10 protein-coding genes are annotated in these 14391 nt (G+C 75.6%); 6 read left to right on the top strand and 4 right to left on the bottom strand.

Annotation, left to right across the window (positions count from 1 at the left end):
- Positions 1–11: 11 nt before the first annotated feature.
- The 3 genes from ACIP37_RS25180 to ACIP37_RS25170 all read right to left on the bottom strand — a co-directional run bounded on the left by ACIP37_RS25180 (position 12) and on the right by ACIP37_RS25170 (position 1489).
- Positions 12–335 (bottom strand): hypothetical protein, encoded by a 324-nt coding sequence (locus tag ACIP37_RS25180; protein WP_363586741.1) that lies wholly within the window; start codon positions 333–335, stop codon positions 12–14.
- A gap of 134 nt (positions 336–469) precedes the next feature.
- Positions 470–697 (bottom strand): DUF3107 domain-containing protein, encoded by a 228-nt coding sequence (locus ACIP37_RS25175; RefSeq protein ID WP_063347919.1) that lies wholly within the window; start codon positions 695–697, stop codon positions 470–472.
- Positions 698–838: 141 nt separating this feature from the next.
- Entirely contained in the window at positions 839–1489 is a 651-nt protein-coding gene (locus ACIP37_RS25170; RefSeq protein ID WP_363586740.1) for a TetR/AcrR family transcriptional regulator, read from the bottom strand.
- An 808-nt stretch (positions 1490–2297) separates the two neighbouring features.
- Here ACIP37_RS25170 and ACIP37_RS25165 point away from each other — a divergent pair.
- The 4 genes from ACIP37_RS25165 (at position 2298) to moeZ (ending at position 7577) form a co-directional block, all read left to right on the top strand.
- Positions 2298–3977 (top strand): DUF3492 domain-containing protein, encoded by a 1680-nt coding sequence (locus tag ACIP37_RS25165; RefSeq protein ID WP_363629526.1) that lies wholly within the window; start codon positions 2298–2300, stop codon positions 3975–3977.
- Positions 3977–5077, top strand: coding sequence for a hypothetical protein (locus ACIP37_RS25160; protein WP_400809865.1), 1101 nt, complete (start codon positions 3977–3979; stop codon positions 5075–5077). The genes ACIP37_RS25165 and ACIP37_RS25160 overlap by 1 nt, the downstream gene beginning before the upstream one ends.
- A 118-nt stretch (positions 5078–5195) precedes the next feature.
- On the top strand, positions 5196–6170 hold the full coding sequence (locus ACIP37_RS25155) for an NAD-dependent epimerase/dehydratase family protein (protein ID WP_363586737.1): 975 nt from the start codon (positions 5196–5198) through the stop codon (positions 6168–6170).
- A gap of 228 nt (positions 6171–6398) precedes the next feature.
- Positions 6399–7577, top strand: coding sequence for an adenylyltransferase/sulfurtransferase MoeZ (gene moeZ / locus ACIP37_RS25150; protein ID WP_363372596.1), 1179 nt, complete (start codon positions 6399–6401; stop codon positions 7575–7577).
- 60 nt (positions 7578–7637) lie between these two features.
- Here the strand turns inward: moeZ and ACIP37_RS25145 are convergent, their stop codons facing one another.
- A complete protein-coding gene (locus tag ACIP37_RS25145) occupies positions 7638–10394 on the bottom strand; it encodes a lysylphosphatidylglycerol synthase transmembrane domain-containing protein (protein ID WP_363586736.1) in 2757 nt (918 codons plus the stop codon).
- Positions 10395–10528: 134 nt separating this feature from the next.
- Between ACIP37_RS25145 and ACIP37_RS25140 the strand changes: the two genes are divergently transcribed.
- Together ACIP37_RS25140 and ACIP37_RS25135 are read left to right on the top strand one after the other, a co-directional pair.
- On the top strand, positions 10529–10891 hold the full coding sequence (locus ACIP37_RS25140; protein WP_371517224.1) for an MGMT family protein: 363 nt from the start codon (positions 10529–10531) through the stop codon (positions 10889–10891).
- A 173-nt stretch (positions 10892–11064) separates the two neighbouring features.
- Positions 11065–14382: an ATP-dependent DNA helicase gene (locus ACIP37_RS25135; RefSeq protein WP_363586734.1), complete on the top strand. Its 3318-nt coding sequence runs from the start codon at positions 11065–11067 to the stop codon at positions 14380–14382.
- Positions 14383–14391: the final 9 nt, after the last annotated feature.

The following is a 14391-nucleotide window of genomic DNA, read 5'->3' as shown; positions in this document are numbered from 1 at the left end:
CGGCCCGGGCGTCAGGCCGGCCGGTGGCGCCGTGTGCGGTGGACACCGGCCCGGTGCGGGTGGTGCCGGTGCGCCGGGGCCCGCCCGGCGGCGAGGTCCGGCCGGGCCAGCGTCGTGGTCAGCACCGCCGAGGCCAGCGCCGCGGCCGCGATCGACGCCGCCGGGTAGCGCCCGTCCAGGCAGAAGTGCGCCACCGTCCCGCCGAGCAGCGCCGCCGCCAGGGCGGTGCCCAGGGTCAGGGTGCGAGCCGCCCGGAAGTACGCGGGCCGCGCCAGCAGTGCGGCCAGGCCCGCGGCCAGGCCGACGAGGGCGAAGGCGATCGACTCGACCAGCAAAACTGCCTCCCGGGGACGGGCGCGCGGCGCCGACGGCCGCACTGTCGCCGTACCCCGGCCGACCCGGCCGTACACGCAACGGTGCCCCGCTCCCTGGGGGAGCGGGGCACCGGGTGAGCAGCTCGGACGACGCCTCAGGCGGTGCCGAAGCCGACCTTGCGGGCGGCCTGCTCGCCGATCTCCACGTACGCCAGGCGCTCGGCCGGGACGATGACGCGGCGGCCGTGCTCGTCGGTCAGCGCGAAGAGCTTCTCCGAACCCTCCAGCGCCTTGGCGATCGCGCTCTGGATCTCATCGGCACTCTGCGTGCTCTCGATCACGATCTCGCGCGGCGTGTTCTGCACGCCGATCTTGACCTCCACGGCTTCCGTCCCTCCGGGGTTGCAGCCTCCACGCGCGGACACCCCGACCGCCTGGGACAAGCGTTCGCGACGACCGCGCCGTACGGCTTCACCATAGAGCACGGGATCACCGCGGCGGCGAAGGTCGGTGGATCACCCCTGCTAGAGGGCCTCTCCGCCCTCCGAGGTGGGGTGCATCGGGAAGCCCTTCAGCCCGCGCCAGGCCAGGCTGGCGACCAGTCGCGCCGCCTCGTCGCGCGGGATGTCCAGGCCCTGCGACAGCCAGTACCGGGCGGTGATCTGGGCCAGGCCGCAGACCCCGGCGGCGAGCAGCTTGGACTCCGCCTCGGGCAGGTCGGTGTCCTCCTGGATCACCTTGCTGACCAGCGTCGCGCTCGCCTCGGAGGCCCGCTCGACCCGCTCGCGCACGGCCGGCTCGTTGGTCAGGTCCGACTCGAAGACCAGGCGGAACGCGCCGGACTCGCTGGAGACGTAGTTGAAGTACGCCTCCATCGTCGCGGCCACCCGGAGCTTGTTGTCGGTGGTCGTCGACAGTGCGTCGCGGGTCGACTCGACCAGGGCGTCGCAGTGCTTGTCCAGCAGCGCCAGGTACAGCTCCAGCTTCCCGGGGAAGTGCTGGTACAGCACCGGCTTGCTGACCCCGGCGCGGTCGGCGATGTCGTCCATGGCGGCCGCGTGGTAACCCTGCGCGACGAACACCTCCTGGGCGGCACCGAGCAGTTGTTCACGGCGGGCGCTTCGCGGCAGGCGGGCACCGCGCGGGCGCTCCTGCGCCTCCTGGATGGCCGTCACGGCGCTCCTCACTTCGGTTGTTCGGGGCTGGCAAGAGGGCCGATTCTACTTTTCGGTAACCGCTTCCGCGTTCGGCGGGAGTGAGAAAAGGACCTCGGCCTCCTTGTCAGGAGCCCACAATACGGCGCTGACCTCGGCGTCGGCAGGGGTGTGACAGGGGCCGGAACGGCCGTCCGGGCCGTCGGAATCCGAACCTCGTGACGCACCGCACCGGCGGCGTCACCGAGCGCGGAGCGCGGGCCAGCATCGTGGACCCGGGGCCCCTCGCGGCGGCGAACAAGGCCACTCCCATCGTCCGCCATGAGCGGGGAGGCCGGCGACCGGCGCCCGGCCGCCGGCGCCGCCCGGTAACGGCCCGGTTCGGGGCGAGGTCACGCCCGTTCACTCGTTCAGGTGGCAACCAGGCATGTGACCGATGGATTGCCCGGGCCCGGTCCTACCTTTCTGCTGTCGGACCGAACAGGTGTGGGGGAGGCCGCGGACGCCGGGGAAATCCGGAGGGCGGCCGCACCCAGGGGGCCCGGCGGGTCGGGCCCGGCCCGCCGGAACGGGCGTGCGCCCGGGGGAACGGATCGCGGGAGGGGCGCGGCCGGACCGTCGGGCCGGACGGCCGCACCACCGCTCGGTGGTGCCCCGCCCCGGGGGAGCGTCGCGGTGTCGTACCCGGCCGACCGGACTCCTCGCCCCCGGACCGTCCCCGCCGCCGTGCGGGGCCGCCCCGGTGGCCACTCAAGCCGCTCAAGCCATCCGTCGATCCGCCCGCCCGTGATCCGCCCGCCCGTGATCCGCTCTGCCCTGGAGGTCTCCCGTGCGCATCGCCCTGCTCACCGAGGGTGCCGGCCCACATTCCCGGCGCGGCGCCGGAGGCTGGTGCGACCGGCTGGCCGCGGGCCTGCCGGAGCACGAGTTCGGGCTGTACCTGCTGACCGGCCAGGGCGGCCAGGGCACCGCCGAGCGGCTGTCGCCCGCCTGGCGCGGGGCGCGCGAGCTGGCGCTGTGGGGGCGCCGGCCGGGCGGCCGGGTGCCCGGCACGCTGCGCGGACGCCAGTACGCCCGGGCGTACGAGGACCTGGTCAGAGCCCTGGTGCTGCCGGGGGAGCGGGCCGGCTTCGGGGCCGGGCTGTACCGGCTGGCCGTCCTCGCCCGGGAGGACGGCACGTTGCCCGCCTTCCTCGCCTCCGCGCACGCCCGGCGCACCCTGGAGCGGGTCTGGCGGCTGCCGGGCGCGGAGACCTCGGCCGGGCAGCCGCTGGTCCGCGACGTGCTGGTCGCGGCGGACCTGCTGGAGCAGTGCCTGCGGCCGTTGTCCGCGCCCTGGTACGGCACCGGGCCCGACGGCCTCGGCGGCGCCGACCTGTGCCACGTGGTCGGCGGCGGCCCCGCGGCGCTGCCCGCGCTGGTCGCCCGGTACCTGCACGGGGTGCCGTTCGTGGTCACCGAGCACGGCCTGCACCTGCGCGAGCAGTACCTCGGCCACCGCGAGGCGCCGTACCGGTGGCCGGTCCGGGCGCTGCTGCTGGCGTACTTCCGGGCGCTGACCGAGGAGACCTACCGGCAGGCGGCCGTCCTGACCCCCGGCAGCGCCCACGACCAGCAGTGGCAGCGCCGCTGCGGGGCCGACCCGGCGCGCACCCGGGTGGTCTACGAGGGGACGCCCGCGGTGGTCCGCCCGGCGGCCGGGCCCGAGCCCGCCGTGCCGACCCTGGTGTGGGCGGGCGCGCTGGAGCCGGGGCGGGACACCGAGCTGATGCTGCACGCCTTCGCGCGGGTGCGCGCCGACCTGCCGAGGGCCCGGCTGGTGATCCACGGCGAGGAGGCCGAGCCCGGCTACCGGGCGCACTGCGCGGCGCTCGCCGAGCGGCTCGGACTGGCCGCGGCGGTGGACTTCGCCGGGCGGCCCGGCTCGCTCGCCGAGGTCTGGGAGGGCGGCACGCTGGCCGTGTTCTCCGCGCTGTCCCAGCGCAGCCCCCGGCTGCTCGCGGACGCGATGCTCAGCGGCCGGGCCGTGGTGTCCACCGACGTCGGGGTGGCCCGCGAGGTGGTCGGGCCGACCGGGCTGCTGGTGCCCGCCCGGGACCCGCGCGCGCTGGCCGGCGCCTGCCTGGCGCTGCTGCGCGATGAGGAGCGGCGCGCCCGGCTCGGGCTGGCCGGGCGGCTGCGGGCGCAGGAACGCTTCGCCGTGGAGCCGGTGATCGGCGCCTTCCGGGAGATCTACCTGGAGCTGGTCTCGCAGTACCCGGCCTTCCCCGGCGGCGGGGCCGGCGGCGCGGCCGGGGAGTCGCCGCGCCCGTTCGCCCGGCCCGCCGAGTACTGGCTCGCCGACGGCCGCCGCGCGCCGGACGGCCCGGGCGGCCAGGGTGCCCCGGACGCGGCGGACGGCCCCGGCGGACGCCACGGCGCCGGGCCGGCCGGGTCCGAGCGGCCGGAGGACGGGGGCGGTGACGCCGGCGCGCAAGAGCGCCCCGGCGCCCTCGCGGAGGCCGTCTGATGGCGGGCGGCGCGGCGCCGGGCGGCCCCGGGAGCCCGGTGGGGGACCCGGTGCGCGAGGTGATGGCCGAGCACCGGGCGCTGTGCGAGCGGGCCGTCGACCCGCTGGAGATCGCCGCCGGACTGGAGGAGGCCGGGCTCGGCCCGCAGGCCGCCGCGCGCTGCCGGCACGCCGACCTGTTCTCGCTCGCCGAGGAGCTGTACGCGCGGGTGCCCCGCCGCCCACCCGTGCCGGAGCCGCCGCGCGGCCGGGAGTGCGCCGCCGCCACCCGGGCGACGCTGACCGCCGCCGCGCTGGCCGCACTGCCCTGCGCGGCCGTGGTCGCGCTCGGCGCCCGCTGGCCGGTGCTGCTGCCGGCCGCCGTCCCGCTGGTGCTGGTGCCCGCCCTGGCCGCGGACCCCGCCGCCGAGCCCGGCCCGCCGGACACCCGCCCCTGCGGCGCGGCGGACGGGCTGGGTCCGGCGCGGGCGCCGCGGCGGGCCGGCTCCCGGTGGCACCCGGCGGCGCTGGGGCACGGGCTGGGCCTGGCCGCGCTGCTGCTGCTCCCGCTGGCCGCGGCGGACGGGGACCGGCGGCTGACCGCCGCGCTGGTGCTGGCCGGGGCGGTGTCGGCCGGGTCGGCCGAGCGGGCGGCCCGCTGGTACCGGCAGGTCGGCCGCGGCCATCTCGGCGCGGCGGCCACGCTGGCCGAGTTCCGGTCCCGGATGCGGCCGGTGCTCCCGGTGGCGGTCGCCCTGCACCTGGCGGTGCTCGCGGTGCTGACCTTCGCCGCGCTGGCGGTGCTGACCGTCCTCGCGCCGCGCCCCGGGCCGGGCCACGGCGGGGGCCTGCTGCACCTGGCGGCCGAACGGGCCGGTGCCGCGCAGTGGGCGGCGCAGGGCGTGCTGGGCCTGCTGCTGGTGCTGCCCGCGCTGCTGGCCCGCTGCGGCCGGACGGCGGCCGCCGCGGCGGGGGCGCTGGCCGGGCCCGCCGTGGCGCTCGGGCTGCTCGCCCTGGGCCGTTCCGGGCCGACGGCCGGGATGCTCGGCGGCGGCGCGGTCGCCGCGGTGCTGCTGGCGTACGCCTGGGCCGTGCTCGGCCGGGCCGGTTCGCACCGCTGAGCCCGCCCGCCGGTGCGGCCCCGGGTGCCGCCCCCTTCTCTTTGCTCTCACTCAGTCCGCTCTTGATTTTCAGTCCGCCAGGTCGTCCCCGACCTCGCTTCGTGGAAGGACGCCCCCGATGAGGGTGCTGCTGCTGGGCGCCGACGGTTTCATCGGCCGCCGGGTCACCGATCGTCTGCTCATGGACCAGGAGTTGCAGGTGACGGTGCTCGGCCGGCGCGACTCGGCCGACATCCGCTTCGACCTGACCACCGGAAGCCCGGGCGCGCTGGCCCGGTTCCTGGACGCGGTCGTGCCGCAGGTGGTGATCAACTGCGCGGGCGCCACCTACGGCAGCTCGCGCACCCTGATCCGGTCGAACACGCTGGCCGTCGCCACCGTCTGCGAGGCGATCCGGCGCAGCCGGGAGCCGGCCCGGCTGGTGCACGTCGGCTCGGCCGCCGAGTACGGCCCGGTGCCGGGCGGGGTGCCGGTGTCGGAGCAGGCCGAGCCGCGGCCGGTCGGCCCGTACGGGGTGTCCAAGCTGGCCGGGACGGAGCTGGTGCTGGCGTCGGGCCTGGACGCGGCGGTGCTGCGGGTGTTCGACGTGGTGGGCCCGGGGGCGCCGACCGCCTCGCTGTTCGGGCGGCTCGCGGAGGGGCTGCGGCGGGCCCTGGAGCGGGACGAAACCCAGGTGCGGATGCCGGACCTGTCCGGATACCGGGATTTCGTGGACGTGCGGGACGTCGCGCGGGCGATTCAGGCGGCGGCGGTGTCGGCCGCCACCGGGGTGGTCAACATCGGCAGCGGGCACGCCGTCCGGGCCCGGGACGCGGCCCAGCTGCTGGTCCGGGCGTCCGGCTTCGAGGGGGCGATCGTCGAGGAGAACCGCCAGGTCCTGCTGCCCGCGCAGGCCGGCGGCCCGGTCGGCGACCACCTGCCCGGCCACCACCTGCCGGGCCACCGGCCGGAGGGCCGGGTCGCGGCGGGGGAGCCGGTGCCGTGGCGGCAGGCGGACGTGCGCACCGCCCGGGACCGTCTCGGCTGGCGGACACAGGTGCCGCTGGAGGAGTCGCTCGGGGACGTCTGGCTGGAGACGGCCTGCCGGGTCTGAGCGGCCACCGGGAGCGCCCCGGGCCTGTCGGCACAGGCCCGGGGCGCTTTTCCGGGCTCCGGCGGGCGGTCCCACGATCCGACGCCGGCCGTCTCGCCCATCGGACGAGCTGTCTCGGAATACCGGAGGGGCGTGACACTGTTGGCCTAGGAGCCACCCGCGTGGCGGCGCAGCAACCACCATGAGGCTGGCCCAGGCCACCTGAACCAGACACCCATCGGAGTCCCCGTGTCGTTGCCACCCCTGGTCGAGCCGGCCGACGAGCTCACCGTTGACGAGGTCCGCAGGTACTCCCGCCACCTGATCATCCCCGACGTGGGCATGGCCGGGCAGAAGCGGCTGAAGAACGCCAAGGTGCTGTGCGTCGGCGCCGGCGGCCTGGGCTCGCCCGCGCTGATGTACCTGGCCGCGGCCGGTGTCGGCACGCTGGGCATCGTCGAGTTCGACGTGGTCGACGAGTCGAACCTGCAGCGCCAGATCATCCACGGCCAGTCGGACGTGGGCCGCTCCAAGGCGGAGTCGGCGCGGGACTCGGTCAAGGAGATCAACCCCTACGTCGACGTGATCCTCCACGAGGAGCGCCTCGACAACTCCAACGTCATGGAGATCTTCTCCGGCTACGACCTGATCGTGGACGGCACCGACAACTTCGCCACCCGCTACCTGGTGAACGACGCCGCGGTGCTGCTCGGCAAGCCGTACGTGTGGGGCTCGATCTACCGCTTCGACGGCCAGGCCAGCGTGTTCTGGGCCGAGCACGGCCCCTGCTACCGCTGCCTCTACCCGGAGGCCCCGCCGGCGGGCATGGTCCCCTCCTGCGCCGAGGGCGGCGTGCTGGGCGTGCTGTGCGCGTCCATCGGCTCGATCCAGGTCACCGAGGCGATCAAGCTGCTGGCCGGCGTGGGTGACCCGCTGGTCGGCCGGCTGATGATCTACGACGCCCTGGAGATGAACTACCGCCAGGTGAAGGTCCGCAAGGACCCGGACTGCGCCGTCTGCTCCGAGCACCCGACGGTCACCGAGCTGATCGACTACGAGGCCTTCTGCGGCGTCGTGTCGGAGGAGGCGCAGGCCGCCGCCGCCGGCTCGACCGTCACCTCGGCGCAGCTCAAGCAGTGGCAGGACGACAAGGAGGACATCTTCCTGATCGACGTCCGCGAGCCCGGCGAGTACGAGATCGTCAACATCCCCGGCGCGGTGCTGATCCCGAAGAACGAGTTCCTCATGGGCGACGCCCTGGAGAAGCTGCCGCAGGACCGCAAGATCGTGCTGCACTGCAAGTCGGGCGTGCGCTCGGCCGAGGTGCTGGCCGTGGTCAAGGCGGCCGGCTTCGCCAACGCCGTCCACCTGGGCGGCGGCGTGCTCGGCTGGGTCAACCAGATCGAGCCGCACAAGCCGGTCTACTAGAACGCCGGAACGCACCGGAAGGGCCCGCCTCGGCGGGCCCTTCCGCGTATCCGGTGGACGTCAGAGCGCGCCGCGGCGCTGCAGCACGTTGTAGGAGATCCAGCCCGGCAGCACCGGCAGCCAGAAGGTGAGCGCCCGGTAGAGGAAGACCGCCGGGGTGGCGACCGCCGGCGACACGTCCGCGACCGTCAGGGCGCCGATCAGGGCGACCTCGACCGGACCGATGCCGCCCGGGGTGGGGATCGCCGAGCCGGCCGCGTTGGCGGTCAGGAAGACCACCGCGACCGCCGAGAAGCTGACGTCGCCGCCGAAGGCCTGAACCGAGGCGTCCAGGCAGGCGGTGAAGGACAGGGTCAGCAGCAGGATGCCGCCGAAGCCGGTGACCAGCTTGCTGGGCGTCTGCATCAGGTCGAGCATCCGCGGCACCACGCCGAAGAACAGCGAACGCAGCCGGCCCAGCACGAACCGGCGCAGCGGCGCGACCGCCGCCACCACCAGGGCGAGCACGGCGGCGGTCAGCACGCCGATGATCACCGCGCGGGAGGCGGACAGGTCGCCGTTGGTCTGGCTGCCGGTGATCAGGCCGAAGCTGAACAGCAGCAGCAGGTGCCCGGCCAGGCCGGCCAGCTGGGAGGCGCCGACCGAGGCCACCGCCTGGCCGGAGCGGATCCCGGCCTTCTGCAGGTAGCGGGTGTTGAGCGCGATGCCGCCGATCGCGGCGGGCGCGACCAGCTTGACGAAGGAGCCGGCCAGCTGGGCCGCGACGGTGCGCCGGAACGGCAGCTTCTCCGGGACGAATCCGGTCAGGCTCATCGCGGCGGCGACGTAGCTGAACGCGGCCGCCAGCAGGGCCGCCGCCGCCCAGACCCAGTCCATCTGGGAGAGCTTGAGCTGGGCCGGCTTGATGGTGGTCAGCGCCAGGTAGGCGGCGAAGGTGAGCGCGATCACCATGATCAGGCTCTTCGGCTTCAGCCGCTCGAGCTTGGCCGGCTCCATCGGCGCCTCGGGGGCGATCTGGAGGATCTGGCCGCGGATGCGGCTCAGCAGGTCCTCGCCGGCCACCGCGATGTCCTCCTCGGCCTGCTGCTGGGTGCGCTCGCCGGCCGCGACCTGCTCCAGCGCCCTGGCCCGGGCGACGGTCTTGCGCTCCTTGGTGAGCCGCGCGAGGTCGACCCGGGTGGAGCGGCTCATCCCGACCGGCTGGAGCAGCGGCAGCGCTTGGGCGACCCGGTCGGCGCCGAGCACCGCGTTGGCGGTGGCGACGGCCCGCTCCGGGCCGATCCGCAGCGCGAAGGTGGTGACCAGCTGGGCGACGTCGATGCGCAGCGTCAGGTCGGTGGCGGCGATGTCGCCGCCGGAGAGGTTGACCAGGCAGGCCGTCTTCTCGTCCACCACCAGCAGCGACTCGCCGGTCAGCCGGCGGTGGGCGATCCGGCGCTCGTGCAGGGCCGCCACCGACTCCCAGAGCGAGGCCATCACCTGGTCGGTGACCTCCTCGTCGGAGAGCTCGTCCAGGATGCGGCCCTCGACCTTGCCGTAGACCAGGATCGCGGCGTCCGGACCCAGCTCGGAGGTGGCGACCAGCTGTGGCGCGCGGGCGCCCGACGCGGCCGCCGCGTAGGCGATCAGGGCCTCCTGCTCCAGCGCCTGGCGCAGCGACTGCGGGCTGCGGCGCACCGCCACCGAGCGCAGCCGCAGCCGCCGCCAGGCCCGGTAGAAGAAGCCGGAGGCCTGCTGCTCGCGGTCGATGATGTGGACGTCCAGCGGCGGGCCGCTCTGCTGGGTGACGTAGTAGCGGCGGGTGCCGCCGGGCGCGTCCGGGGCGCGGTGGGCGCTCTCCGGGGTGAAGCCGACCTTGCGCAGGCCGATCATCAGGTGCTGGCCGGTGGGCCGGATGTTCGGGGAGCCGATCGCGTACAGCGTGCCGTACGCGACGGACCAGCCGATCAGGACGGTGAGCAGCAGCGACAGCGGGGTGGTGTAGCCGCCGAGCAGTTCGGTGATCCCGCTGAAGACCACCACCACCCACAGGGCGACCCGCCACCGGGGGCGGCTCGACATGCCGACCGCGGTCATGTAGGCGATCACCGGGGCGAGGTAGCCGTGCACCGGGTCGGTGAGGGTGCCGTTGCTGTCCATCGGCAGCCTGGTCAGCGCGTCCCGGATGTGGTCGGAGGCGCCTTCGGCCACCCACCAGTCGATGCCCAGCGAGACGCCGTAGGCGAGCACCGAGGCGAGCACGCCGTCGGCGACCCGCAGGCCGTCGCGTTTGATCAGCCGCTCGACCGCGAAGGCCAGCGGCACGGCGAGCACCGCGACGCTGGAGAGCAGGCCGGTGATCGTGGAGAGCACCGCGGAGAAGTGCGGCGCGTTGGTGGCGATGTCCTGTTCGATGCCGGTGGTGGTCGAGGTGGCGATGCCCGCCAGCACGAAGACGGCGACTATGCCGAAGACGCCGGCCAGGAAGCGGATCAGGTCGGACGGGCGGTGCGCCCGGGCGGCGAGCAGTGGCTCGTCGACGTCCAGGTGCGGGGTGCCGTCCAGCGGGTCGTGGTAGTCGGGCAGCGGGCGCCGGGCCGGCGGTTCGGCAGCCGCCGGTCCGGGGACGGCCGGTTCCCCGGGGGCCTCGGCGGGTTCGGCGGGTTCGGCGGGTTCTTCGGAGGCCTCGGCGGGCGCGGGGGTCTTGATCGTCCGGTCCTTGATCAGGGAGACTTCCGGCGTAGGCCCGGTCGCGGGCCCACCACCGGGAGCCGAGGGCACGGCGGCGGCGGACTCGTCGGAGTCCTCGTCCACACCCACGTCAGCCGTCCCGGTCATCTGGTCTTGTCCTCGTATCACCACTCACCGCCCCGAAGATGGTGGCATGCCTCGGCGCCCCGTGCTGGACAGGGGCCGGATCGGGCGCGGCGGATCGTTCGTACGGGGCCGCGGGTGCGCCCCCGTGAGGAAGAATGCCGCAGGTGACGGACGTAACAGACGACGGCCTCCCGGACACCCTGCCGCCCTTCGCCGAACTGGTGCTCGACCTGACCGAGCGGATTCCACCCGGCAGGGTGATGACCTACGGGGACGTTGCCGAGTACCTCGGCCAGGGCGGCCCCCGGCAGGTCGGCCGGGTGATGGCCCTGTACGGCGGCTCGGTCCCCTGGTGGCGGGTCATCCGCGCCGACGGCCGCTTCCTGCCCGGGCACGAGCACCGCGCCCTCGCCCACTACGGCGAGGAAGGCACCCCGCTGCGCGAACTCGCCGACCCGCCCCGGGTCGACCTGCGCCGGGCCCGCTGGGACGGACGGGAGCCGGGCACCGCGCGATGAGGCCGCCGCGGAACGCGCGACGAGGCCGCCGCGGACCGGGTCGCTGCGGACCGGGGATGCCGCGAAACCGCCGCGCCGACGGGAATGACGGGGCAGGATCGTAGGCTCGATACGGGCGGGCCCCGGCGGGCCCGCCCGGCCACGCCTCCAGCACAACCCCAGGATCCGCCTCCGTGAGTTCCCCGTACCGGCTCGTGCGCAGCCCGCTCGTCCAGCCCGCCCCACCCGTGCTGGACGAGTACCAGCGCGCCGTGGTCGAGCACGGCGGCGGGCCGCTGCTGGTGCTCGCCGGCCCCGGGACGGGCAAGACCACCACCCTGGTCGAGGCCGTCGCCCGGCGGATCGAGGACGGCACCGACCCCGAGCGCATCCTCGTCCTCACCTTCAGCCGCAAGGCCGCGACGGAACTGCGCGACCGGATGTCCGCCCGGCTCGGCTCCTCCTCGGCCGCCCCCCAGGCCACCACCTTCCACTCCTTCAGCTACGCCCTGCTGCGCGCCCACCAGGACCCGCAGGACTACGCCGAACCGCTGCGGCTGCTCTCCGGCCCCGAGCAGGACGTCATGGTCCGCGAACTGCTGGCCGGCGGAGCCGAGGACGCGAAACTCGGCAGCTCCCGGATCCACTGGCCGCTCGACCTGCGGGCCTGCCTGACCACCCGCGGCTTCGCCGACGAGGTCCGTGCCGTCCTCGCCCGCAGCCGCGAGCTGGGCCTCGGCGAAGCCGAACTGGAGCGCTTCGCCCAGGGCGTCCAGCGCCCCGACTGGGCCGCCGCCGCGCACTTCCTCGCCGACTACCTCGACGTGCTCGACCTGCGCGGCGTCCTCGACTACGCCGAACTCGTCCACCGGGCCGTCCTGCTCGCCGAACGCCCCGAGGTCGCCGAGCAACTGCGGCGGCGCTACGAGGTGGTGTTCGTCGACGAGTACCAGGACACCGACCCCTCCCAGGTCCGGCTGCTGCGCCAGCTGGCCGGCGGCGGTCGCGAACTCGTCGCGGTCGGCGACCCCGACCAGTCGATCTACGCCTTCCGCGGCGCCGACATCAACGGCATCCTCGACTTCCCGCAGACCTTCCGCCGGGCCGACGGCGAACCCGCCGACGTCAAGGTGCTGCGCGTCTCCCGCCGCTCCGGCGCCGTCCTGCTCGCCGCCTCCCGGGAACTCGCCCGGCGGATGCCGATGGGCCGGCTGCCCGCCGACAAGCTCGCCCAGCACCGCGCGCTGCTGCCCTCCCGCGAGGGCGGCCGGGCCGAGGTCTACACCTACCCCACCCCCGGCGCCGAACTCGACTCGATCGCCGACCTGCTGCGCCGCGCCCACCTGGAGGACGGCGTGCCCTGGGGCGAGATGGCCGTCCTGGTCCGGGCCGGCGCCCGCTCCATCCCCGGCGTACGGCGGGCGCTCAGCGCGGCCGGCGTCCCGCTGGAGATCGACGGCGACGACCTGCCGCTGCGCGAGGAGCCGGCCGTCGCCCACCTGCTGCTCGCCCTGCGGGTCTGCGCCGAGCAGGCCGCCCGCGACCGGCACGGCGACCCCGACACACCCGACCCGCTCACCACCGACCTGGCCCACGCCCTGCTCACCGGCCCGCTCGGCGGCCTCGACGGCTCCGACCTGCGCCGCCTCGGCCGCGCCCTGCGCGAGGAGGAACGCGCCGCCCTGCGCGCCGACGGGGACCCGGCCGCCCCGCGCCCGGCCGGCGACCTGCTGCGCGAGGCCCTCGCCGAACCCGAGCGGCTGATCGCCCTCGACCCCGCCCACGCCCGCCGGGCCCGCGACCTCGGCACCCTGCTGCGCAAGGTCCGCGAACGCCTCGCCGGCGGCTGCACCGCCGAGGAGGCGCTCTGGGAGCTGTGGGACGGCAGCCGCCGCTGGCGCGAACGCCTGGAACGGGCCGCCCTGCGCGGCGGCGCCGCCGGCCGCAACGCCGACCGCGACCTCGACGCGCTGTGCGCCCTGTTCGAGACCGCCGCCCGCGCCGAGGAACAGGTCACCGGCCACCGCGGCGCCCTCGACCTGCTCGCCGAGCTCGACGCCCAGGACATCGCCGCCGACACCCTCACCGTCCGGGCCGTGCGCCCCGAGGCCGTCCGGCTGATGACCGCCCACCGCTCCAAGGGCCTGGAGTGGCGCCTGGTCGTCGTCGCCGGCGTCCAGGACGGCCTCTGGCCCGACCTGCGCCGCCGCGGCTCCCTGCTGGAGGCCGACCGGATCGGCCGCGACGGCCTCGCCGAACCGCTCTCCCCGGGCGCCCTGCTCGGCGAGGAGCGCCGGCTCTTCTACGTCGCCGCGACCCGCGCCCGGGAGCGGCTGATCGTCACCGCCGTCAAGGCCCCCGCCGACGACGGCGACGAGCCCTCCCGCTTCCTGCGCGAGCTCTACCGCGAGGACGTCGACCCGCGCACCGGAAGGGTCGTGCGCCGCACCCCGCCGGTCGTCGTCGAGGACGTCACCCACCGTCCGCGCCGCCCGCTGTCCGTCGCCGCACTGGTCGCCGAACTGCGGGCCGTCACCGTCGACCCGGCCCGCTCGCCCGAACTGCGCCGGGCCGCCGCCGAACGGCTCGCCCTGCTCGCCGCCGCCACCGACGACGAGGGCCTGCCACTGGTGCCCGCCGCCCGCCCCGACCGCTGGTGGGGCCTGGCCGACGCCACCGCCGCCCCCGACCCGCTGCGCAGCGCCGACCTGCCGGTGCGGCTGTCCGGCAGCGGCCTGGAGCAACTTGAGAACTGCTCGCTGCAGTGGTTCCTGGACAAGGAGGTCAAGGCCCGCGCAGCCGGCTCCGCCGCCCAGGGCTTCGGCAACGTCGTGCACGCGCTCGCCGACGAGGTCGGCTCCGGGCGCACCCCCGCCGACCTCGCCGTCCTGATGGAACGCCTGGACACCGTCTGGGACGCGCTGGCCTTCGACGCGCCCTGGAAGTCCCAGCAGGAGAAGACCCAGGCCCGTGCCGCCCTGGAGCGCTTCCTCAACTGGCACGTGCTGGAACGCGGCCGCGACCTCGTCGCCACCGAGCACGGCTTCGACGTCACCCTCGACGCCGGCGGCGTCTCGGTGCGCATCCGCGGCTCGATGGACCGGGTCGAGAAGGACGCGGCCGGGCGCGCCTACGTCGTCGACTTCAAGACCGGCAAGCAGATCCCCACCGACAGGTCGCTGCCCGAGCACAAGCAGCTCGCCGTCTACCAGCTCGCCGTCCGCGCAGGGGCCCTCAACGAGCTGCCCGGCTTCGCCGACCGCCCCCCGGCCACCGGCGGCGCCGAACTCGTCCACCTGCGCGAGCCCGCCGCCAAGGCCGCCCAGGACGCCCCCAAGGTGCAGCGGCAGGACCCGCCGGAGGGCGAGCCGTGGATCGAGAACCTGCTCGCCGACGCGGCCGGCCGGGTCCTCGCCGAGCGCTTCGTCCCGCAGACCGGCGGCGGCTGCGACCGCTGCACCTTCCGCCGCAGCTGCTCCGCCCAGCGGGACGGGGCGCAACTCGTCGAGTGAAGGTTGTCC

It is taken from the genome of Kitasatospora sp. NPDC088861 (assembly GCF_044750105.1).
Taxonomy (GTDB): domain Bacteria; phylum Actinomycetota; class Actinomycetes; order Streptomycetales; family Streptomycetaceae; genus Kitasatospora.
This window is presented reverse-complemented; position numbering and strand designations above follow the sequence as displayed.